General features: G+C 33.4%; 17 protein-coding genes and 1 other RNA gene. 16 read left to right on the top strand and 2 right to left on the bottom strand.

Annotated features, from left to right (window positions below):
- Nucleotides 1-12: 12 nt before the first annotated feature.
- The 11 genes from yajC to AK212_RS05205 all read left to right on the top strand — a co-directional run bounded on the left by yajC (nt 13) and on the right by AK212_RS05205 (nt 14,340).
- Complete coding sequence (gene yajC / locus AK212_RS05250) at nt 13-273, top strand: preprotein translocase subunit YajC (RefSeq protein WP_011275581.1); 261 nt, start codon at nt 13-15, stop codon at nt 271-273.
- A gap of 226 nt (nt 274-499) precedes the next feature.
- Entirely contained in the window at nt 500-2,785 is a 2,286-nt protein-coding gene (secDF, locus tag AK212_RS05245; protein ID WP_053029570.1) for a protein translocase subunit SecDF, read from the top strand.
- A gap of 138 nt (nt 2,786-2,923) precedes the next feature.
- Nucleotides 2,924-5,197 carry a single-stranded-DNA-specific exonuclease RecJ gene (gene recJ / locus AK212_RS05240; protein ID WP_053029569.1) on the top strand — a complete coding sequence of 758 codons (2,274 nt, stop codon included), beginning with the start codon at nt 2,924-2,926 and terminating at the stop codon, nt 5,195-5,197.
- Nucleotides 5,198-5,218: 21 nt separating this feature from the next.
- On the top strand, nt 5,219-5,737 hold the full coding sequence (locus AK212_RS05235; protein ID WP_053029568.1) for an adenine phosphoribosyltransferase: 519 nt from the start codon (nt 5,219-5,221) through the stop codon (nt 5,735-5,737).
- Nucleotides 5,738-6,111: 374 nt separating this feature from the next.
- Complete coding sequence (locus AK212_RS05230; protein WP_053029567.1) at nt 6,112-8,301, top strand: RelA/SpoT family protein; 2,190 nt, start codon at nt 6,112-6,114, stop codon at nt 8,299-8,301.
- Nucleotides 8,302-8,316: 15 nt separating this feature from the next.
- Nucleotides 8,317-8,769 carry a D-aminoacyl-tRNA deacylase gene (gene dtd / locus AK212_RS05225; protein WP_053029566.1) on the top strand — a complete coding sequence of 151 codons (453 nt, stop codon included), beginning with the start codon at nt 8,317-8,319 and terminating at the stop codon, nt 8,767-8,769.
- Nucleotides 8,766-9,641 (top strand): N-acetylmuramoyl-L-alanine amidase family protein, encoded by an 876-nt coding sequence (locus tag AK212_RS05220; protein WP_053029565.1) that lies wholly within the window; start codon nt 8,766-8,768, stop codon nt 9,639-9,641. Before dtd ends, AK212_RS05220 begins: the two co-directional genes overlap by 4 nt.
- A 359-nt stretch (nt 9,642-10,000) precedes the next feature.
- The gene (hisS, locus tag AK212_RS05215) at nt 10,001-11,269 is read left to right on the top strand and encodes a histidine--tRNA ligase (protein ID WP_053029564.1); all 1,269 of its coding nucleotides are present in this window, start codon (nt 10,001-10,003) and stop codon (nt 11,267-11,269) included.
- Nucleotides 11,270-11,292: 23 nt separating this feature from the next.
- Nucleotides 11,293-13,059 (top strand): aspartate--tRNA ligase, encoded by a 1,767-nt coding sequence (gene aspS / locus AK212_RS05210; RefSeq protein ID WP_053029563.1) that lies wholly within the window; start codon nt 11,293-11,295, stop codon nt 13,057-13,059.
- Between the two features lie 221 nt (nt 13,060-13,280).
- Nucleotides 13,281-13,471: non-coding RNA, 6S RNA (gene ssrS / locus AK212_RS12960), on the top strand.
- Between the two features lie 92 nt (nt 13,472-13,563).
- Nucleotides 13,564-14,340, top strand: a complete 777-nt coding sequence (locus AK212_RS05205; protein WP_053029562.1) for a tRNA threonylcarbamoyladenosine dehydratase — start codon at nt 13,564-13,566, stop codon at nt 14,338-14,340.
- Between the two features lie 72 nt (nt 14,341-14,412).
- On the opposite strand, the gene AK212_RS05200 is transcribed toward AK212_RS05205, so the two are convergent.
- Nucleotides 14,413-15,681, bottom strand: coding sequence for a replication-associated recombination protein A (locus AK212_RS05200; RefSeq protein ID WP_053029561.1), 1,269 nt, complete (start codon nt 15,679-15,681; stop codon nt 14,413-14,415).
- An 85-nt stretch (nt 15,682-15,766) separates the two neighbouring features.
- On the opposite strand from AK212_RS05200, the gene cymR reads away from it, so the two are divergent.
- Together cymR and AK212_RS13930 are read left to right on the top strand one after the other, a co-directional pair.
- Nucleotides 15,767-16,189 carry a cysteine metabolism transcriptional regulator CymR gene (gene cymR / locus AK212_RS05195; protein WP_033080142.1) on the top strand — a complete coding sequence of 141 codons (423 nt, stop codon included), beginning with the start codon at nt 15,767-15,769 and terminating at the stop codon, nt 16,187-16,189.
- A 138-nt stretch (nt 16,190-16,327) separates the two neighbouring features.
- Nucleotides 16,328-16,462 carry an SAS049 family protein gene (locus AK212_RS13930; RefSeq protein WP_254613586.1) on the top strand — a complete coding sequence of 45 codons (135 nt, stop codon included), beginning with the start codon at nt 16,328-16,330 and terminating at the stop codon, nt 16,460-16,462.
- Between the two features lie 301 nt (nt 16,463-16,763).
- Here the strand turns inward: AK212_RS13930 and AK212_RS05190 are convergent, their stop codons facing one another.
- Nucleotides 16,764-17,777, bottom strand: a complete 1,014-nt coding sequence (locus AK212_RS05190) for an LLM class flavin-dependent oxidoreductase (protein WP_156304851.1) — start codon at nt 17,775-17,777, stop codon at nt 16,764-16,766.
- A 722-nt stretch (nt 17,778-18,499) separates the two neighbouring features.
- Here AK212_RS05190 and AK212_RS05185 point away from each other — a divergent pair.
- The 3 genes from AK212_RS05185 to AK212_RS05175 all read left to right on the top strand — a co-directional run bounded on the left by AK212_RS05185 (nt 18,500) and on the right by AK212_RS05175 (nt 21,543).
- Nucleotides 18,500-19,639, top strand: a complete 1,140-nt coding sequence (locus tag AK212_RS05185) for a cysteine desulfurase family protein (RefSeq protein ID WP_053029559.1) — start codon at nt 18,500-18,502, stop codon at nt 19,637-19,639.
- Nucleotides 19,640-19,641: 2 nt separating this feature from the next.
- Complete coding sequence (gene mnmA, locus AK212_RS05180; protein ID WP_053029558.1) at nt 19,642-20,754, top strand: tRNA 2-thiouridine(34) synthase MnmA; 1,113 nt, start codon at nt 19,642-19,644, stop codon at nt 20,752-20,754.
- Between the two features lie 117 nt (nt 20,755-20,871).
- The gene (locus tag AK212_RS05175; RefSeq protein ID WP_174841322.1) at nt 20,872-21,543 is read left to right on the top strand and encodes a tetratricopeptide repeat protein; all 672 of its coding nucleotides are present in this window, start codon (nt 20,872-20,874) and stop codon (nt 21,541-21,543) included.

Here is a 21,543-nt window from a genome sequence, read left to right as displayed (position 1 = left end):
GGAGACAACATAATGAACGTTTCAGCGTTAATTTTACCTATAATTTTAATTATAGTATTTTATTTCTTTTTAATTCGACCTCAACAAAAACGTGCGAAAGAGCATCGTGAAATGATTAGTCGAATTGAATCAGGTCAACGTATTACTACAATTGGTGGTTTAAAAGGAACTGTTAAAGCTGTGGATGAAACTACAGTTGTTATTACAGTTAATGGTCATGGTACTGAAATGACTTTCGAAAAACCAGCGATTAAACAAGTAGACCCTTCTTAATATTAAGGGAGATAAGAAATGAATTATCTAAAACTGTCGACAGAGATGATCTTTGTTGACAGTTTTTTCAGTTTTAAAGGGTTAGGTGCAATGATCTTAATTTCACTAATAGATGTGGTATGTTAATATAGATAGGTCATGTAATAACTATGTAATTTTTTATTAACTTGCACATGGTTTATTAAAAGATTATTCTTAGTACATAAGTAAACAATGAGGTGTTCATGTGAAGAAATTTAGTAGGATAATTGCATTCATACTAATCGTAGCCGTTCTATTTGTTGGAATGGGGATGACTTACAAAAATGTAGTTAAAAATGTAAATCTCGGACTAGATTTACAAGGTGGATTCGAAGTGCTTTATCAAGTTAAACCACTTGATGGGGATAAAAAAATCGATGAAAAAGCCTTGCAATCTACTGCTAGAACTTTGGAAAACCGTGTCAACGTGCTAGGTGTTTCTGAACCTCACATTCAAGTTGAGGATCCAGATCGTATCAGAGTTCAACTAGCAGGTGTAAAAGATCCTGATGAGGCACGTAAAATATTATCTTCTCAGGCTAATTTAACGATTCGTGATGCTAATGACAAAGTTAAATTAACAGGTAAAGATATTGTACAAGGCTCAGCTAAGCAAGAATTCAAGCAAGGTACAAATGAGCCGGCAGTTACGTTTAAATTAAAAGACCGCGCAAAATTTAAAAAAGTAACAGAAGAAATTTCAAAAAAACAAGAAAACATGATGGTAGTTTGGCTTGATTTTAAAAAAGGAGATAGCTACCATAAAGAATTAGAAAAACCTGAAGACAAACGTAAGTTCGTTTCAGCAGCGTCTGTTGATCAACCAATTAATTCTGATAGCGTTGAAATTTCAGGTGGCTTCCATGGTCAAGAAGGTGTGGAACGTGCTAAACAAATTGCAGAATTGCTTAACGCAGGTTCTTTACCAGTTGACTTAAAAGAAATTTACTCTAATTCAGTAGGTGCACAATTTGGTCAAGACGCACTTGATAAAACTATATTTGCATCTGCAATTGGAGTAGCAATTATATACTTATTTATGGTAGGCTTCTACAGACTTCCAGGTATCGTTGCTATTATCGCATTAACAGTATATATTTACCTTACTTTAGTAGCATTTAACTTTATTTCTGGTGTGCTTACATTACCGGGATTAGCGGCACTTGTGCTTGGTGTAGGTATGGCGGTAGATGCGAATATTATCATGTATGAGCGGATAAAAGATGAATTGCGAATCGGTAGGACATTAAAACAGGCTTACTCTAAAGCAAATAAAAGTTCATTCTTAACTATCTTTGACTCGAACTTAACAACAGTAATTGCAGCAGGTGTGTTATTCTTCTTCGGTGAAAGCTCAGTTAAAGGTTTCGCAACAATGTTACTTTTAGGTATCTTGATGATATTTGTAACAGCCGTATTCTTATCAAGAGGTTTATTATCATTACTCGTATCTTCTAACTACTTTAAGAAGAAATTCTGGTTATTTGGTGTTAGTAAGAAGGATCGACATGATATTAATGAAGGCGTAGATGTTCATGATCTTAAAACCTCATATGAAAAATGGAATTTTGTAAAATTAGCAAAACCATTAATTGGATTTAGTATTTTAATCTTAATCGTTGGTATTGTTATATTGAGTATCTTCAAATTAAACCTAGGTATTGATTTTTCAGCAGGTACTAGAGTAGACATTGATTCTAATATGAAACTATCACAACCTAAAGTTGAACGTACGATGAAAGATTTAGGATTATCACCAGATCAAGTTCAAATTAATGGTAATGACAACAAACAAGCGACTGTTCAATTCAAAAAAGACTTATCTAAAAATAAAGTCGTAGAGTTAAATAAAAAAGTAAATGACGAGTATGGTCATAAACCAACAGTCAATACTGTATCACCTATGATTGGTCAAGAATTAGCTAAAAATGCAATGAAAGCACTTATATACGCTGCAATAGGTATTATTATCTATGTATCACTAAGATTCGAATGGAGAATGGGATTATCATCTGTTTTAGCATTGCTCCATGACGTCTTTATGATTGTTGCTTTATTCAGTTTATTCCGATTAGAAGTTGATATTACATTTATCGCAGCTGTACTAACCATTGTAGGTTATTCAATTAATGATACGATTGTTACATTCGACCGTGTAAGGGAGAACCTTCATAAAATTAAGGTTATTACTAAACCTGAACAAATCGATGAAATCGTCAATCGATCTATACGTCAAACAATGACACGTTCTATCAATACGGTATTAACTGTTATTGTGGTCGTAGTAGCGATTTTAATTTTTGGTGCATCAAGTTTATTTAACTTCTCATTAGCACTATTAATCGGATTAGTTTCTGGTGTGTTCTCTTCAGTATTTATCGCTGTGCCATTATGGGGTATTATGAAAAAACGACAACTTAAGAAATCAGATAATGGTAAGTTAACGGTATACAAAGAGAAAAAATCAAATGATGAAAAAATATTAGTATAGATTATAAGAGTAGAATGTTGAATTCAATTAGAATTCCGTTCTACTCTTTTTTATTGCTTTTAATAACTTAACGTTGATTACTTTTTATTTAGCTCAATTTTCGGTATAATTGCTTTTGGAAAAAGGGAGGATAATGACATGATTAAATCAAAATATAATTGGCTATATGAACCTCCAACACAATACATAGATGAAACATTAGCAAATAAATATCAATTAACACCTATTATAAAAAAAGTACTTGAAAGTAAATCCATTACTGAAGATGCGTCTATTAAAGCGATTTTAAATCAAACAGCCGTCAACCATGAACCTTGGTTATTAAGTGATATGGAAAAAGCGGTCAATCGAATTAATGAAGCTATAGATAAAAATGAACGCATTTTAGTATATGGTGATTATGATGCTGATGGTGTCACGTCTACGACTATATTGGTTAATACGTTAAAGACATTAGGTGCTGAGGTAGGTTGGTATATTCCGAATCGCTTCACAGAAGGTTATGGACCTAATGAACTTGCATTTAGAAATGCACATGACGAAGGTGTATCCCTAATCATAACTGTCGATAATGGTATACAAGGTCATAAAGAGATTGAAATGATACAAGAACTAGGCGTTGACGTTATTGTTACTGACCATCATGAAATTGGTCGAACGTTACCTTCAGCATATTCAATCGTGCACCCAATGCACCCGGAATATGACTATCCATTTCATTATTTGTGTGGTGCTGGTGTGGCGTATAAATTATCTCAAGTATTATTGGATAATCCACCTAATTATTTTATAGGCTTAGCTGCAATAGGAACGATTGCAGATTTAGTTTCATTGACTGACGAAAATCGTTCGATTGTAAAACAAGGATTAGCTTTGTTAAACGAAAGCTGTCCGATACAAATTAAAGCTTTACTTAACCAAGCGGGTTATAATGACACGATTAACGAAGAAACGATAGGTTTCATTATAGGACCCAGACTAAATGCAGTAGGCCGATTAGAAGATGCTTCGTTAGCAGCAGAATTATTAATGACAGAAGATGAAGAAGAAGCGGAATTTCTAGCGGAACAAGTTGAACATTTTAATATTGAACGTAAAGAGATAGTTGCTAAGATTACTGAAGAAGCATTAGCCATAGCCGAGGATAAAGTGAACAAGGGCAAACAATTTTTGTTATTAGCTAAAGAAGATTGGCATGAAGGTGTCCTTGGTATCGTAGCATCTAGAATAGTTGAAACCTATGGACTACCGACTTTGATGCTTAATATTGATTTAGAACAAAACCATGCTAAAGGGTCAGCACGAAGTATAGAGCAAGTATCTATGTTTGAAATTTTAAGTGCACATCAAGATTTAATTTCAAAATTCGGTGGTCACCATATGGCGGCTGGAATGACAATGGAAATTGATTATATTGAGTCGTTAGAGCAAGGATTAAATGAATGGATGCACCAATTATCAGAACATACGTCATTAGAGCCAAACAAACGTGTCGCAGTTAAATTAGAAGAGAATGATATTACGATTAACAATATTCGTGATATTCAAAGACTCAGTCCATTTGGTACGGATTTTGAGAAACCGTTATTAGAATTAGATGACAATGAAGTTGTAGATGTTAAAGCCATTGGCAAAGATAAAAACCACTTAAAATTAATAACTGGGCAATTGAAACTGCAAAGTTTATTTTGGCAAAATGGTGATTTAGCTACGCAAATAGAACTTGGTCAACCAATTAATCTTCTGGGTAATTTGCAAATCAACGAATGGAATGGTAATCAATCACCACAATTTATTATTCAAGATATTGCAACAAATAATGAACAAATATTAGACTATCGAAGTAAACGTAAACAATTGAATTTGGACCCTAGTGATACTAATATTGCATTCTTGATTCATCCTAAAAAAGAAAAATTACATGATAATTACTATTATTATGGTGATAAAATAGATGGGGACCATGAAGTCGTTGTCTTAAGAGATTTACCACTTGATTTAGAGAGTTTAAAAATGAGTCTCGAAGAATTAAATTATTCTCAACTTTATTTAGTGTTACAACATCAACAATCAATCTATTTTGATGGTATGCCGACGACGACGCAATTCAAAAACTGTTATAAAGCACTAATAACTAAAAAAGAAACAAATTTAGAACAAGAAGGCATGTTATTGTGTCAGTTTCTAGATGTAAAGCCTAACATTTTAAAATTTATGTTAAAAGTATTTTTTGAGTTAGGTTTTGTAACAGAGGAAAATGGTATAATTAAAATTAAAGATAATCCTAATAAACAAAATATTGAAACAAGTCGTGTTTATCAACTAAGACAATCAAGAATGGAAGTTGAGAAACTTCTTCTTTATGATGATTTTACGCAACTAAAAACTTGGATTAAATCACAAAAGGGTTAGATTATAGGAGGAAATAGATAAATGGATTTAAAGCAATATGTTTCGGAAGTGCAAGATTGGCCAAAACCGGGAGTAAGTTTCAAAGATATAACTACAATCATGGATAATGGAGAAGCTTATGGTTATGCTACCGATCAAATTGTAAAATATGCTAAAGACAGAGATGTAGATGTTGTTGTAGGTCCTGAAGCTAGAGGATTTATCATTGGATGTCCAGTAGCGTATTCAATGGGTATTGGTTTTGCGCCAGTTAGAAAAGAAGGTAAGTTACCTCGTGAGGTCATTCGCTACGAATATGACTTAGAGTACGGAACAAATGTTTTAACGATGCATAATGATGCAATTAAACCAGGTCAACGTGTGCTTATCACAGATGATTTGTTAGCAACTGGAGGTACGATTGAAGCTGCAATTAAATTAGTTGAAAAGCTTGGCGGTATCGTTGTTGGAATTGCATTTATTATTGAACTTAAATATTTAAATGGTATTGAAAAAATTAAAGATTATGACGTTATGAGCTTAATTTCATACGATGAATAATTGACTAGCGTACGACATAAGCGTTGCGCATGTTGATTAATTCTTGCGTAATAAGTGGGAGTGAGATAATGAATTCGAAAGGAATTCTATCTTATTCCCACTTTTTGTTACTAAAATAAACGACTTGTTTTTGTTTTAGTGTAACACCATTTATTTATTTAAAAACTTGTAGTATCATAGAACTATTATTTATATAATTGTTAAAGCTTTTATAGTTCTTTTAACATTTGATAAAATTAAAGTAATACTCGCATTTCTATATCGAAATAGATGATATACTCGGATTAAAGAAGGACAATGTATGTTTTCTTAATTTTCAAAAATTCGAATATTGGTTGAGTATTTGAAATACAAATGAGTTGGGGTGTCATATATTGAATAACGAGTATCCATATAGCGCTGACGAGGTGCTAAATAAAGCTAAATCATATTTATCAACTGATGATTATCAATATGTCTTAAAAAGTTACCATATCGCTTATGAAGCTCATCAAGGCCAGTTTCGTAAAAATGGTCTTCCGTATATCATGCATCCTATTCAAGTAGCGGGCATACTTACAGAAATGCGTTTAGATGGTCCAACGATTGTTGCTGGATTTCTTCATGATGTTATAGAGGATACACCATATACATTTGATGATGTGAAGGATATGTTTAATGAGGAAATCGCACGAATTGTGGATGGCGTAACTAAACTAAAAAAAGTAAAATATCGTTCTAAAGAAGAACAACAAGCAGAAAATCATCGTAAATTATTTATTGCAATCGCAAAAGATGTTCGAGTCATACTTGTTAAACTAGCAGATAGATTACACAATATGAGAACATTAAAAGCGATGGCCCGAGAAAAACAAGTGCGTATTTCTAAAGAAACATTAGAAATTTATGCACCATTAGCGCATCGTTTAGGAATTAATACAATTAAATGGGAATTAGAAGATACTGCGTTACGATACATAGATAGTGTTCAGTATTTCCGTATTGTTAATTTAATGAAAAAGAAACGTAGCGAAAGAGAAGCATATATCGCAAACGCTATAGATAAAATTCAAACAGAAATGGTGAAAATGGATATCACTGGTGACATTAGTGGTAGACCGAAACATATTTATAGTATTTATCGTAAAATGATGAAACAGAAAAAGCAGTTTGATCAAATATTCGATTTATTAGCTATTCGCGTAATAGTTAATTCAATTAATGATTGTTATGCAATATTAGGATTAGTTCATACGTTATGGAAACCAATGCCTGGACGATTTAAAGATTATATTGCAATGCCTAAACAAAATATGTATCAATCGCTTCATACAACAGTAGTTGGACCAAATGGAGACCCATTGGAAATTCAAATTAGAACGTATGAAATGCATGAAATTGCAGAACATGGTGTTGCTGCGCATTGGGCATATAAAGAGGGTAAAACCGTCAATGAAAAGAACCAAGATTTCCAAAATAAATTGAATTGGTTAAAAGAATTAGCTGAAGCCGACCATACTTCATCTGATGCACAAGAATTTATGGAATCATTGAAGTATGATTTGCAAAGCGATAAAGTATATGCGTTTACACCTGCAAGTGATGTTATCGAATTACCTTATGGTGCTGTTCCAATTGATTTCGCCTATGCCATTCATAGTGAAGTCGGTAATAAAATGATTGGTGCTAAAGTAAACGGTAAAATTGTCCCAATTGATTATGTCCTACAAACTGGAGATATTATTGAAATTCGCACCAGCAAGCATTCGTATGGGCCAAGTAGAGATTGGCTCAAAATAGTTAAATCATCAAGTGCTAAAAGTAAAATTAAAGGATTCTTTAAAAAGCAAGACCGTTCCTCTAATATTGAAAAAGGTAAATTTATGGTTGAAGCTGAAATTAAGGAACAAGGCTTTAGAGTAGATGATATTTTAACGGATAAAAATATTGAAGTCGTCAATGAAAAATATAATTTTGCTAATGACGACGATTTATTTGCTGCTGTTGGTTTTGGTGGTGTAACAGCACTTCAAGTTGTGAATAAATTAACGGAAAGACAACGGATACAAGACAAGCAAAAAGCACTTAACGAAGCACAAGAAGTGATTAAGTCATTACCAATCAAAGAAGATATCATTACGGATAGTGGTGTTTATGTTGAAGGTATTGAGAACGTATTAATCAAACTCTCAAAATGTTGTAATCCAATCCCAGGAGATGATATTGTAGGATATATCACTAAGGGACATGGCATTAAAGTACATCGTACGGATTGTCCAAATGTTAAAAATGAAACAGAGCGATTAATCGCAGTTGAATGGGTTAAATCTAAAGATTCAACACAACGATACCAAGTTGACCTAGAGGTAAGTGCTTATGATCGTAATGGTTTATTAAATGAAGTAATACAAGCTGTTAATTCTACAGTTGGAAGTATTATCAAAATTAATGGACGTTCTGATACAGATAAAAATGCAATTATCACAATTAGTGTTATGGTACGTAACGTTAATGATGTCTTCCGTGTTGTGGAGAAACTTAAACAACTAAGTGATGTATACACTGTAAGTAGAGTATGGAATTAATGAGGTGCTATTAATATGAGAGTAGTTGTACAAAGAGTAAAAAGAGCAGCAGTTACAAATGACAGCATTCATAATGAAATAGACAAAGGTTATTGCTTGCTAGTTGGTATAGGTAAGGAAACAACTGAAGCCGACATAGAAGCAGTTGCTAAAAAAATCATAAATGCACGTTTGTTTGAAGATGATAATGGCAAACTTAATTTAAATATTCAACAGGTGGATGGTCAAATTTTATCTATTTCACAATTTACGTTATATGCTGACGTCCGCAAGGGTAATCGACCTGGATTTTCAAATTCAAAGAACCCTGAAGAAGCCAATGTGTTATATGAAAAATTTAACACTGCCTTAAGATCGTACGATGTTGAAGTGCAAACTGGTGAATTTGGCACGGACATGGAAGTTGAAATTATAAATGATGGTCCAGTTACGATTATTTATGAAAGTCAGGATGGCAAAATAATATGAATAAAATAGATGCATGGTTATCTAAACATGATCTTAAAAATCTAACAACATTGGTTGTTGTATGCGCATTTATATTATTTTTAATTTTATTATATATGCTTATGAATCATAGTGATCAAGGAAGCAATAGAATTACAGTTTCTGAAGATGCTGAATTACGTACTGGTCCAAATGCCGCCTATCCTGTGATTTATCATGTCGATAAAGGCGACACATTCACAAGATTAGGTAAATCTGGTAAATGGATAGAAGTTGAAAGTAGAGATGGCACTGAAAAGGGATGGATAGCTGGATGGCATACAAGCTTAAATATTGAAGCGGATGCTAACAAGAATGAAAACCCTTTGAAAAATAAGGTCATTGTCTTAGACCCTGGACATGGAGGCAATGACCAAGGTGCATCCAGTAATACTACAAAAAAGAGTTTAGAGAAGAATTATACTTTGAAAACTGCAAAAGAATTGAAGCGTGCACTTGAAAAAGCAGGTGCAACAGTAAAGTTAACGAGATCAGATGATACTTATGTTAGTCTAGATGATAGAAAAATGAATGGTGATGTTTTTATCAGTATACATAATGATTCTCTTGATAGTCCTAATGCAAATGGTGCAACGGTTTATTGGTATAAAGATAATCAGGAAACATTAGCAGAGACGTTGAATGCTAATATACAAAAGAAAGCATTATTGTCTAATAGGGGCACACGACAAGAGAACTTCCAAGTACTTAGACAAACGAATAAGCCAGCTGTATTATTAGAGCTTGGTTATATTAGTAATCCAACTGATGAAGTAATGATCAGAGATCAAATCCATAGACAAGTTGTAGAAGAAGCTGTTGTTGATGGATTAAAACAATATTTTGCATCTTAAAGCTTGCAAACTATACATAAACTCGTTATCATAGTTATTGAACTTTATAATTAATACCGATATGATTCTTGAAAGTATAAATGAAAGAGACAACAATTCATATAATTGTGTAGAGATATAATCCTTGGCTGGAAGATTATACTGAGTAATTTATAACTTTGAACACAAGAACAGGTGCTTTAATAGATTAAGCCGATTGACGTACGTTACGCGTTTTGAGTGGTAACTTAGTTTAAGAAATTGACTTCGTTACAATTAGGGTGGCAACACGGCGATTCGTCCCTTGTATAGTAGTTATACTATATAAGGGGCTTTTTTTATTAAAGAGAGTTTAAAAAAGAAAATGAAGGAGTGATTGTGTGATTAGAATTCCTAGAGGTACACAAGACATCTTACCTGAAGAGTCTAGTAAGTGGCGCTATATAGAAAACCAATTAGACGAATTAATGAAATTATACAATTATAAAGAAATACGCACACCTATTTTTGAAAGTACAGATTTATTCGCTCGTGGCGTCGGCGATTCTACAGATGTCGTACAAAAAGAAATGTACACGTTCAAAGATAAAGGTGATAGAAGTATAACATTAAGACCAGAAGGAACAGCAGCAGTTGTGCGTTCTTATATTGAAAATAAAATGCAAGGGTTACCAAATCAACCTGTCAAATTATACTATAATGGCCCAATGTTTAGATACGAACGTAAGCAAAAAGGGCGTTATCGTCAATTTAATCAATTTGGTGTTGAAGCAATTGGTGCTGAAAATCCAAGTATGGATGCCGAAGTTTTAGCAATGGTGATGCATATATATGAATCATTTGGCTTAAAACATCTAAAATTAGTTATCAATAGTATTGGTGATGCTGATTCACGTAAAGAATATAATGAAGCACTTATTCGTCATTTCGAACCAGTTATTGATACGTTTTGTGATGATTGTAAATCAAGACTGCATACTAATCCGATGAGAATATTGGATTGTAAAATAGATAGAGATAAAGAAGCGGTTAAAAATGCGCCGAGAATCACTGACTATTTAAACGAAGAGTCAAAAGCTTATTATAATGAGGTCAAAAGTCATTTGGATCGTTTAGGTATTTCATATGTAGAAGATCCAAATCTTGTACGTGGACTTGATTATTATACACACACTGCTTTTGAATTAATGATGGACAATCCTAATTATGACGGTGCTATAACTACTTTATGTGGCGGTGGTCGTTATAATGGATTACTTGAACTATTAGATGGACCAAGTCAAACAGGTATTGGTTTCGCATTAAGTATCGAAAGATTGTTGTTAGCACTTGAAGAAGAAGGTATTGAACTTAACGTTGAGGATGAGTTTGATTTATTTATTGTTACAATGGGCGAAGAAGCTGAAAGATATAGTGTTAAGCTTTTAAATCAATTGAGAAAAGCCGGTGTAAGAGCCGATAAAGACTATTTGCAACGTAAAATAAAAGGCCAAATGAAACAAGCCGATCGTTTAAATGCTAAATATACAGTTGTCATTGGTGATCAAGAACTCGAGAATGAAACGATTGACGTTAAAGACATGACCACTGGTGAATCTGAAACAATTAAGTTAACAAACTTAGTGAATTATTTTCAAAACAAAAAATAAATGATTATAAAAGGAGAATATAAATGAGTAAAAGAACAACATATTGTGGTTTGGTTACAGAAGAACTTTTAGATCAAAAAGTTACTTTAAAAGGTTGGGTTCATAATCGTCGTGATTTAGGCGGTTTAATCTTTGTAGACTTACGTGACCGTGAAGGTATTGTGCAAATTGTATTTAATCCTGATTTCTCTGAGGAAGCATTGAGTATTGCTGAGACAGTTAGATCTGAATATGTCGTTGAAGTTGAAGGTACAGTAACTAAAAGAGATGAAGATACTGTAAATCCTAAAATTAAAACGGGACAGGTAGAAGTTCAAGTTTCAAAAATTACAATTATTAATAAATCAGACACACCACCATTTTCAATCAATGAAGAAAATCAAAATGTCGATGAAAATATTCGTTTAAAATATCGCTATTTAGATCTTAGACGTCCAGAGTTAGCACAAACATTTAAAATGAGACATCAAACAACACGTTCTATTCGCGAATATTTAGATAATAATGGCTTTTTCGATATCGAAACGCCTGTTTTAACGAAATCTACGCCAGAAGGTGCGAGAGATTATTTAGTACCTTCTCGTGTACATGAAGGTGAATTTTATGCTTTACCACAATCACCACAATTGTTTAAACAATTATTAATGATTAGTGGCTTTGATAAATACTATCAAATCGTTAAATGTTTCCGAGATGAAGATTTACGTGCTGATCGTCAGCCAGAATTCACTCAAGTCGATATTGAAATGAGTTTCGTTGATCAAGAAGACATCATCGAGATGGGTGAAGAGATGTTACGTAAAGTTGTAAAAGATGTTAAAGGTATTGATGTTCAAGGTCCTTTCCCTAGAATGACTTACGAAGAAGCAATGAGACGTTATGGCTCAGATAAGCCAGATACACGTTTTGACATGGAACTTAAAGATGTATCACAATTAGGTCGAGAAATGGACTTTAAAGTATTTAAAGATACTGTTGAAAATAATGGTGAAGTAAAAGCAATAGTAGCAAAAGGTGCTGCTGATAACTATACTCGTAAAGATATGGATGCATTAACAGAGTTTGTTAATATTTATGGTGCAAAAGGGCTCGCATGGGTGAAAGTTGTTGAGGAAGGATTAAGTGGTCCTATTGCGCGTTTCTTTGAAGATGCGAATGTATCAACATTAAAAGAACTTACACAAGCTGAACCAGGAGACTTAGTAATGTTTGTTGCTGATAAGCCAAATGTAGTAGCTCAAAGTTTAGGCGCTTTACGTATTAAAATTGCTAAAGAGCTAAATCTAATTGATGAAACAAAACTTAATTTCCTATGGGTAACAGATTGGCCATTACTAGAATACGATGAAGATGCTAAACGTTATGTTGCAGCGCATCATCCATTTACATCTCCTAAACAAGAGGATATTAGCAAATTAGATTCAGAGCCTGAAAATGCACAAGCGAATGCATATGATATTGTCTTAAATGGTTATGAATTAGGTGGCGGTTCAATCAGAATTGCTGATGGTGAATTACAAGAAAAAATGTTCGAAGTACTAGGATTTACTAAAGAACAAGCAAGAGAACAATTTGGTTTCCTATTAGATGCATTTAAATATGGTGCACCGCCACATGGTGGTATTGCTTTAGGTTTAGACCGTTTAGTTATGTTATTAACGAATCGTACAAACTTACGTGATACAATTGCATTCCCTAAAACTGCGTCTGCAACATGCTTACTAACAGACGCACCAGGTGAAGTTTCTGACAAGCAATTAGAAGAATTATCATTACGTATTCGTCATTAAACTAAATAGTGTTTATTATAGTCATCAAAATCGTTAGCGATTTTGGTGGCTTTTTTAAAATTTAAATTATTTGAGATATACGTTTATTGATTTATAACAACTATAATTATATTATGTAAACTTATAATGTTTAAATTTTTAGGTTCACAAAAAATACATTTCTACACAAGCAATAAGGATTTCCTTATCTTGGTCTCTGTGGTAATATATTCATATAAGGTAGTCATCTGTATTGTTCGTATGTTTGCTTTTTATTTGGGCCTAACACTTTTTGATCAGGGAGCCCAATAGGTTTTCTTGCAGCGCACACGCCTCAATTGGAGGACTTGCAAAACAAGAAACAGGGCACCCACCTGTATATAGCAGGCCGAATGATCAAGCTTTTTATAACTACGGCAATTACGGACTCTACCGGTACGCAAGGCTTTTTAAGTCTTGCGTATTTTTATTTGTCTTTTTCTGTTAATATTAAATTATCGTATTGTTTTTATAAAGGAGTTTAAAATGAAACATCAATTTTCAAGAAATGAATTAGCATATGGACAAGAAGGTTTAGATTTATTAAAAGAGAAAACAGTAGTTGTCCTTGGTGTAGGTGGTGTAGGCTCATTTGCTGCAGAAGCATTAGCACGAACTAATATTGGTCATATCATTTTAATCGACAAAGATGATGTAGATATTACTAATGTCAATCGTCAAATACATGCACTTACAACAACCATTGGACAAAGTAAAGTCACATTGATGGAAGAACGGATTAAATTAATTAATCCTGAATGTAAAGTGACACCACTTCATATGTTTTATACTGAAGAGACATATGAAGAACTGTTCAATAACTATGATATTGATTACTTTATCGATGCGAGTGATACAATTATTTATAAAGTGCATTTAATGAAAGAATGTTTAGAGAGAAATATTAAAGTGATTTCAAGTATGGGTGCAGCTAATAAAACGGATCCTACACGTTTCCGAATTGCTGATATTTCGAAAACATTTATGGATCCTATGGCTAAAATTATTCGAAATAAATTAAAACGTCAAGGGATAAAAAAAGGCGTGCCGGTTGTATTTTCTGATGAAAGTCCAATTGTAATTCGTGAAGATGTTAAGGCTACAGTTGGAGATGCTAACGCTATTAATCGTAAAGGACAAATGCCACCGTCATCTAACGCATTTGTACCTAGCACGGTTGGATTAATTTGTGCTAGTTATGTTGTGAATGATATTTTAAAAAACATTCCTGTTCGACGTATTAAGGATAAAGGTAACTTATAAATATAAAGACTATGAATCAAACGAAATGCCAGTAATACATTGCATTGGCTTCGTGTAATTCATAGTCTTTTGTTATTTTTGATTTCTTAAATTATCATATATAGTTTTAAATTGTTGTTCACTTTTAGAGGTTGTTTTAGGTTGATAATAGATTTTATCTTTCAGTTTATCAGGTAAATACTGTTGGACGACATGCCCATTCTCATAGTTGTGAGGATACTTATAACCAGTGGCGCGACCTAACGCTTTAGCACCAGTATAATGGCCATCTCGTAAATGATTCGGTATTTGACCTATATTTCCTTGGCGGATGTCGCTTAGTGCATTATCAATTGATGTAATAGCTGAATTTGATTTAGGCGATAACGAGAGCTCAATAACTGCTTGACTAAGTGGAATTCTCGCTTCTGGAAATCCTAATCGCTCTGCTGATTGAATAGCTGCAAGGGTTCGTTGTCCTGCATTAGGGGAAGCTAAGCCTACATCTTCGTAACTAATGACTAATAAGCGTCTAACAATTGTTGGTAAATCTCCAGCTTCAATTAACCTTGCCAAATAATGAAGTGCGGCATTAACATCACTACCTCTAATCGATTTTTGAAACGCACTCATAACATCATAATGCATATCTCCATCTTTATCACTGACAAACGCACCTTTTTGAAGACAATCTTTAGCATCCTCAAGTGTGATATGTCTATTTTCATCAACTATTGGTGAGCTTAAGACAGCCAACTCAAGCGCATTCAATGCACTTCTAACATCACCTTGGCTTTGAGTAGCAAAATAGTCTAATGCATCTTCATCAACTACAGGTTTATAGTCAGCTAATCCACGTTCTGAATCACTAAGTGCTCTCTCAATAGCAAGTCGCACATCATTGTGATTTAAAGCGTATAACTCAAATATTTGAGCTCTAGAACGAATAGCGGGATTAATCGCATGGTAAGGGTTAGAGGTTGTCGCTCCAATTAAAACGATTTTGCCATTCTCTAAATGAGGTAATAAAAAATCTTGCTTAGCTTTATCTAATCGGTGAATTTCATCTAATAAAAGAATGACTTGTCCGGACATCTTGGCTTCTTCAACAACCATTTGCATATCTTTTTTTGAATTAGTAACCGCATTTAATTGTCTAAATTTATATTCAGTACTACCAGAAATTGCTTTCGCGATACTTGTTTTACCAATTCCTGGTGGTCCGTAAAATATCATTGAAGATAATCTCTTAGTTTCAACCATACGTCTAATGATGCCTCTAGGTCCCACTAGATGTTGTTGAGAGATTATCTCATCGATATTAGTAGGTCTCATTCTTGAGGCTAAAGGTTCAGTAGTCACGATTTTCACACCTTTCTATTACTATCTTAACTGAAAAAATGCTAGAATGGTATTATATATTATTCGAATTAAGTGAGGTTATGTTATGAAGATATCAACGAAAGGGAGATATGGCTTAACTTTAATGATTTCCCTTGCTAAAAGAGAAGGGCAAGGATGCGTATCTTTAAAGTCAATTGCTGAAGAGAATAGTTTGAGTGATTTATATCTCGAACAATTAGTTGGCCCTTTAAGAAATGCTGGTTTAATTCGAAGTGTTCGTGGTGCTAAAGGTGGTTATCAACTAAGAGTACCAGCTGACGAAATTAAAGCAGGCGATATTATTCGCTTATTAGAAGGTCCTATAACAATAGTAGAAAGTATTGAATCAGAACCACCTGCACAAAAACAGTTATGGTTACGTATGAGAGATGCAGTTAGAGAAGTATTAGATAATACCACTTTAAAATATTTAGCAGATTATGTTGAAACTGATGATAAACTTGATGGTTACATGTTTTATATTTAATTTTAAATAAATGTTTATAATAAGTTGTAAGTGGTAAACAGATATTACAACAGTATAGATACATTGATTTTTTGTATCTCAGAATGCACGCAATACTTGATCGATAATTATTCTTAAATTTGAAAGGAGAATTTCATTATGGGATTCATGGATAAAGCGAAAGATGCAGCAGAAAAATTTAAAAATAGCGATAACGAACAAGTTAATAAAGCTAAAGATAAAATCAATGAATATACTGAAAAAGGCAACGATGATAAAAAAGAAGATAAATAATTAAATTTTTCAAGTACTGGATAACATTCCTAAAAATATAGCCAGTAAAAGCGACATTGTGATGTGCTTTTACTGGCTTATTTATATATGCTACTACGTTTTTGGCATACTTTTTGATAAGGATTTACTTAACGATGTTTCATGATTTATCTTTCGATGCCACACTTTAATCAATTATTTTGGGTTACCTAAAAACATATAAAGAGGGGCACTGAATCCAAATTGATTATTGTCCCACTCGCAAATTACATTCTATATGCCCATAATGATTTTAATTACTTTACGTTACTTTATATACCAACTATTGGTTTAATTTTTCGATTACATTGTGTAAACGTTTAAAGGATTCAAATTGTTTATCCTGATCATAAATATAACTAATGCCCATTAATTCATCAATATCTCCATATTCCTCAATAAATGATTCTAATTTTTCTTTTACAGTTTCTTCAGAACCTATTAATGAATCGTTGAATCTTTGTTGAGCCATTTCATATTCTCTAGGTGTTAAAAGTGCTTGTAAATCATTTGTCGGTGGTTGTACTGGCTGCATTCTACCACGCGCAATGCCAATAAATACTTGTGCTAAAGTACTTGCTAAGTATTCGGCTTCTTCATCGGTTTCGGCTACAATCGCATTTAAACATACAATCATATATGGTTGATCTAACACATCTGAAGGTTCGAACAACTCTTTGTAAATTTGCATAGCTTCTTTCATTTGTTGCGGTGCAAAATGACCTGCAAAAACATAAGGTAATCCTTTACGTGCAGCTAAATGCGCTGAATCTGTAGAAGAACCCAAAATATACAATGGTACATTTTTACCTACTGCAGGATACGCTCTTACATAAGCTTGTTTGTTACCAGGTCCGAAATAAGTTTGTAATTGTTCAACTTCTTCAGGGAATTCGTAAACACCATTATGTTGATCACGTCGTAACGCACTTGCAGTCATCATATCTGTACCTGGTGCTCTTCCTAAACCTAGATCAACTCTATCTGGAAAGAGTGTCTCCATTGTTCCAAATTGTTCAGCAACAATCAATGGCGCATGGTTTGGCAACATGATACCTCCAGATCCAACTTTGATACGGTGTGTGTGTTCAAGTGCATGTTGAATTAATAGAGAAGTAGCAGAACTTACTAAATTAGGTGCATTATGATGTTCTGCAATCCAATAACGTTCATAATTAAGTGAATCTAGTTCTTGAGCTAAACTAACCATGTCCTCAATGGCCTCTTTATCACTTTGACCTTCTCTAATTGGAACTAAATTTAATGCAGATACCTTAATATTACCCACAAATTTCATCTCCTCAAATATATTTAGTATGCTTAAGTTTAACAAGAGCAATGATAGAGTGATATTGAAATGCTCAAAGTTGTAAAAAATTATAAAATTAAGTTAACTTTCGTTAACCACAATACAGAGGCTGGGACATAAATAGTATAAAGAAGCTATTTTGTAAATTCGCAGTAGCTGACTGAACTGAGAAGGCGCTTTAATCAAACTTTTCTCAGTTCTAGTCATCCTTGCGGGCGGGGCCCCAACAAAGAGAATTTTATCAAGAAATTCTACAAGCAAAGTAAGCTGGGAGTCGGAGCCCCAACACAAAAAATCACGAAAGTGATTTTACAAGCTAAGCAAGTTGGGGTCGGGACCCCAGCAAAGAGAATTTTATCAAGAAATTCTACAAGCTAAGCAAGTTGGGAGTCGGGGCCCCAACAAAGAGAATTTCATCAAGAAATTCTACAAGCAAAGTAAGCTGGGGTTACGACGAATAAAATAAATTCTGTTCACTCCCATCTCACTTTATATATTTAAAACGCGTATAGAATATAATTGTTGCGTCTATTCGTATTATTAATTCCATTTTTACAAATTTATTATTGAATGGGTTAAATTTGTTTCTAATTGAATGTTAAAATGAAAATTAATAAAACGTTATATGTTTATAAACAACTATATAGAAAAAATTGTTTACAGGTGCTATTATAGGAACATTGATAATATTGTGAGGAGTGTACTTAATAATGGAAGTATATGCAGATTATGCTGCAACTACACCGGTAAAACCAGAGGTTGTAGAAGAAATGATGGCAATTTACAAGTCGCATTTCGGAAATCCATCATCTATTCATTCAATTGGAAGAGACGCACGTCGTTATTTAGATGAATCAAGAAGAACAGTTGCTAACTTACTCAATGCAAAGCCAAGTGAAGTTATATTTACAAGTGGCGCTACTGAATCAAATAATACCGCTATCAAAGGGTTAGTCTATGCAAATCAACATCTTGGAAATCACATTATCACTACTAAAATCGAGCATCATTCTGTTTTACACGTCTTTGAACAATTAGAAAAAGAAGGCTTTGATGTGACTTATCTAGATGTCGATGATACAGGTACAGTGGATTTAGATCAACTTAAAGAAGCATTAACGAGTGATACAATCTTAGTTTCGATAATGTTTGTTAATAATGAAGTTGGAACTGTAGAACCAATGTATGATATTGAAGATATCGTTAGCGAATCGAATGCTTTGTTGCATGTTGACGCTGTCCAAGCAATTGGACATTTAGATGTCAGCTTTGAAGATTTTAAAATGGATACTTTGAGTTTAACGGCGCATAAATTTGGTGGTCCAAAAGGCGTGGGTGTACTATTAGTTAGAGACCAAACACCAATTGTGTATTCACAGTTAGGTGGGGAACAAGAAACTAAAAGACGTGCCGGCACAGAAAATGTGGCACAAATTGTAGGCTTAACTAAAGCGTTAGCACTAGCAAACGATAATAGAGATCAAAATAATTTACATTTAATGCAGTTAAAGGAATTATTTCTAGTTAGTTTGCAAGAACGAGCAATACCGTTTGAGGTCAATGGTTCAATGGTAGACACAACTGGTCATATACTCAATTTGTATTTCCCATTTATAGATGTGGAAACGATGTTAACACTTCTGGATTTAGCAAATATTTATGTATCGTCGGGTTCAGCTTGTACAGCTGGCTCAACTACACCTTCACATGTTCTAGCAGCAATGTATGAAGATGAAGAGCGTGCGAAACACTCTGTAAGATTTAGTTTTAACGAATTAACAACTGAACAAGAAATAAAATATATCGTTGCTGAAATTCATAAAATATATCATAAATTTAAGGAGGAATAAATGTGTCAAACAAAGATATACGTGTAGTTGTTGGTATGTCTGGTGGAGTTGATAGTTCAGTCACTGCCCATGTTTTAAAAGAACAAGGGTATGATGTTATTGGAATATTTATGAAAAACTGGGACGACACTGATGAGAATGGTGTTTGTACAGCAACTGAAGATTATAATGATGTCATCGCAGTATGTAACCAAATTGGCATCCCATATTATGCGGTTAATTTCGAACAGGAATATTGGGATAAAGTCTTCACTTATTTCCTAGATGAATATAAAAAAGGACGCACACCTAATCCGGATGTTATGTGTAATAAAGAAATTAAATTTAAAGCATTTTTAGAGCATGCACTTAAATTAGGTGCTGATTATGTGGCAACTGGACATTATGCTAGAATACGTCGTCATGACGATGGTCATGTGGAAATGTTAAGAGGTATTGATAATAATAAAGATCAAACCTATTTCTTAAATCAATTGTCACAACAACAATTATCAAAAGTGATGTTCCCAATTGGTGATATTGAGAAAAAAGAAGTTCGAAAAATTGCTGAGGAACAAGATTTAGCAACGGCTAAGAAGAAAGATTCAACAGGCATATGTTTTATTGGAGAACGTAATTTTAAAACATTCCTATCACAATATTTACCGGCTCAATCTGGAGAAATGCGTACATTGGACGGAGAAAAGAAAGGTATGCATAGTGGATTAATGTATTACACAATTGGTCAAAGACATGGTCTTGGAATTGGCGGAGACGGTGATCCATGGTTCGTAGTTGGCAAGAATTTAAAAGATAATATTTTATATGTTGAACAAGGTTTCCATCATGATGCACTCTATAGTGATTATCTTATTGCATCTGATTTCTCATTCGTTAATCCAGTTGATTTAGAAAATGGATTTGAATGTACTGCCAAATTTAGATATCGCCAAAAAGATACTAAGGTGTTTGTTAAACGTGAAAGTCAGGATGCTTTACGTGTAACATTTGATGAACCAGTACGTGCGATAACGCCAGGACAAGCGGTTGTATTTTACGATGAGGAAGTTTGTTTAGGTGGCGCAACAATCGATGATGTATTTAAAACAACAGGTCAATTGAGTTATGTTGTTTAATTAAAAAACAGAGGGTGGAGTGTAATGAAATCGTCTAAGATTTCACATACTACTCCATCTTTATTTTTACGTTTTAAATTAATACAAACGATGATTAAAGAATTGGGTGAAAATATGATAACGAAGCAAGAAACAATTTATAAATGGATTCAGAACGGTCAACTTGAAGATGCATTAAAAGCACTATTCGAAAACATAGAAGAAGAACCGAATACAATTGAAAATTATATTAATGCAGGAATCGTACTCGCTGACGTTAATGAAGTGCAAAAGGCTGAAAGATTTTTCCAAAGAGCACTTGCAATTGATGATAAAAATGGACCTGTATATTATAATTTAGCTAATCTATACTATGATCAAGGTAAATACCGCGATGCCATTAAGCTATATCAATTGGCATCTAAATACGATATGGATAAAATAGATACGAATTACATGATTGGGATGTCATTTAATCAATTAGATGCACCAAAAGAATCGTTACCTTTCTTTATGACTGCAGCAGAACTAGAACCTAATCGTGATGCTGAAGTTCAGTTTCAATATGGTTTAGCATTATGTCATTTAGAAATGTTTGAACAAGCGATTCAACAATTAAAGTTAGTGCTATCAATTGACTTACAACATGTAGATGCACTATATAATCTTGGTTTAGCTATATATATGCATACAGAAGATATTGAATTAGCCATATCATATTTTGATAAGGCTATATCTATTGATCCAGAACATTTATTAAGCCAACATGCTAAGAAGACCTTTGAAGCAATAAAGAAAGAGGAGGACTAA

The sequence above is a fragment of the Staphylococcus borealis genome (assembly GCF_001224225.1).
GTDB classification, from domain to species: domain Bacteria; phylum Bacillota; class Bacilli; order Staphylococcales; family Staphylococcaceae; genus Staphylococcus; species Staphylococcus borealis.
This window is presented reverse-complemented; position numbering and strand designations above follow the sequence as displayed.

What these genes read in the sequence shown, in the direction of transcription:
- yajC (WP_011275581.1), top strand. Translation starts at nt 13, where the DNA reads ATGAACGTTTCAGCGTTAATTTTACCTATAATTTTAATTATAGTATTT.
- recJ (WP_053029569.1), top strand. Translation starts at nt 2,924, where the DNA reads ATGATTAAATCAAAATATAATTGGCTATATGAACCTCCAACACAATAC.
- AK212_RS05235 (WP_053029568.1), top strand. Translation starts at nt 5,219, where the DNA reads ATGGATTTAAAGCAATATGTTTCGGAAGTGCAAGATTGGCCAAAACCG.
- dtd (WP_053029566.1), top strand. Translation starts at nt 8,317, where the DNA reads ATGAGAGTAGTTGTACAAAGAGTAAAAAGAGCAGCAGTTACAAATGAC.
- AK212_RS05220 (WP_053029565.1), top strand. Translation starts at nt 8,766, where the DNA reads ATGAATAAAATAGATGCATGGTTATCTAAACATGATCTTAAAAATCTA.
- aspS (WP_053029563.1), top strand. Translation starts at nt 11,293, where the DNA reads ATGAGTAAAAGAACAACATATTGTGGTTTGGTTACAGAAGAACTTTTA.
- AK212_RS05205 (WP_053029562.1), top strand. Translation starts at nt 13,564, where the DNA reads ATGAAACATCAATTTTCAAGAAATGAATTAGCATATGGACAAGAAGGT.
- cymR (WP_033080142.1), top strand. Translation starts at nt 15,767, where the DNA reads ATGAAGATATCAACGAAAGGGAGATATGGCTTAACTTTAATGATTTCC.
- AK212_RS13930 (WP_254613586.1), top strand. Translation starts at nt 16,328, where the DNA reads ATGGGATTCATGGATAAAGCGAAAGATGCAGCAGAAAAATTTAAAAAT.
- AK212_RS05190 (WP_156304851.1), bottom strand. Translation starts at nt 17,777, where the DNA reads ATGAAATTTGTGGGTAATATTAAGGTATCTGCATTAAATTTAGTTCCA.
- AK212_RS05185 (WP_053029559.1), top strand. Translation starts at nt 18,500, where the DNA reads ATGGAAGTATATGCAGATTATGCTGCAACTACACCGGTAAAACCAGAG.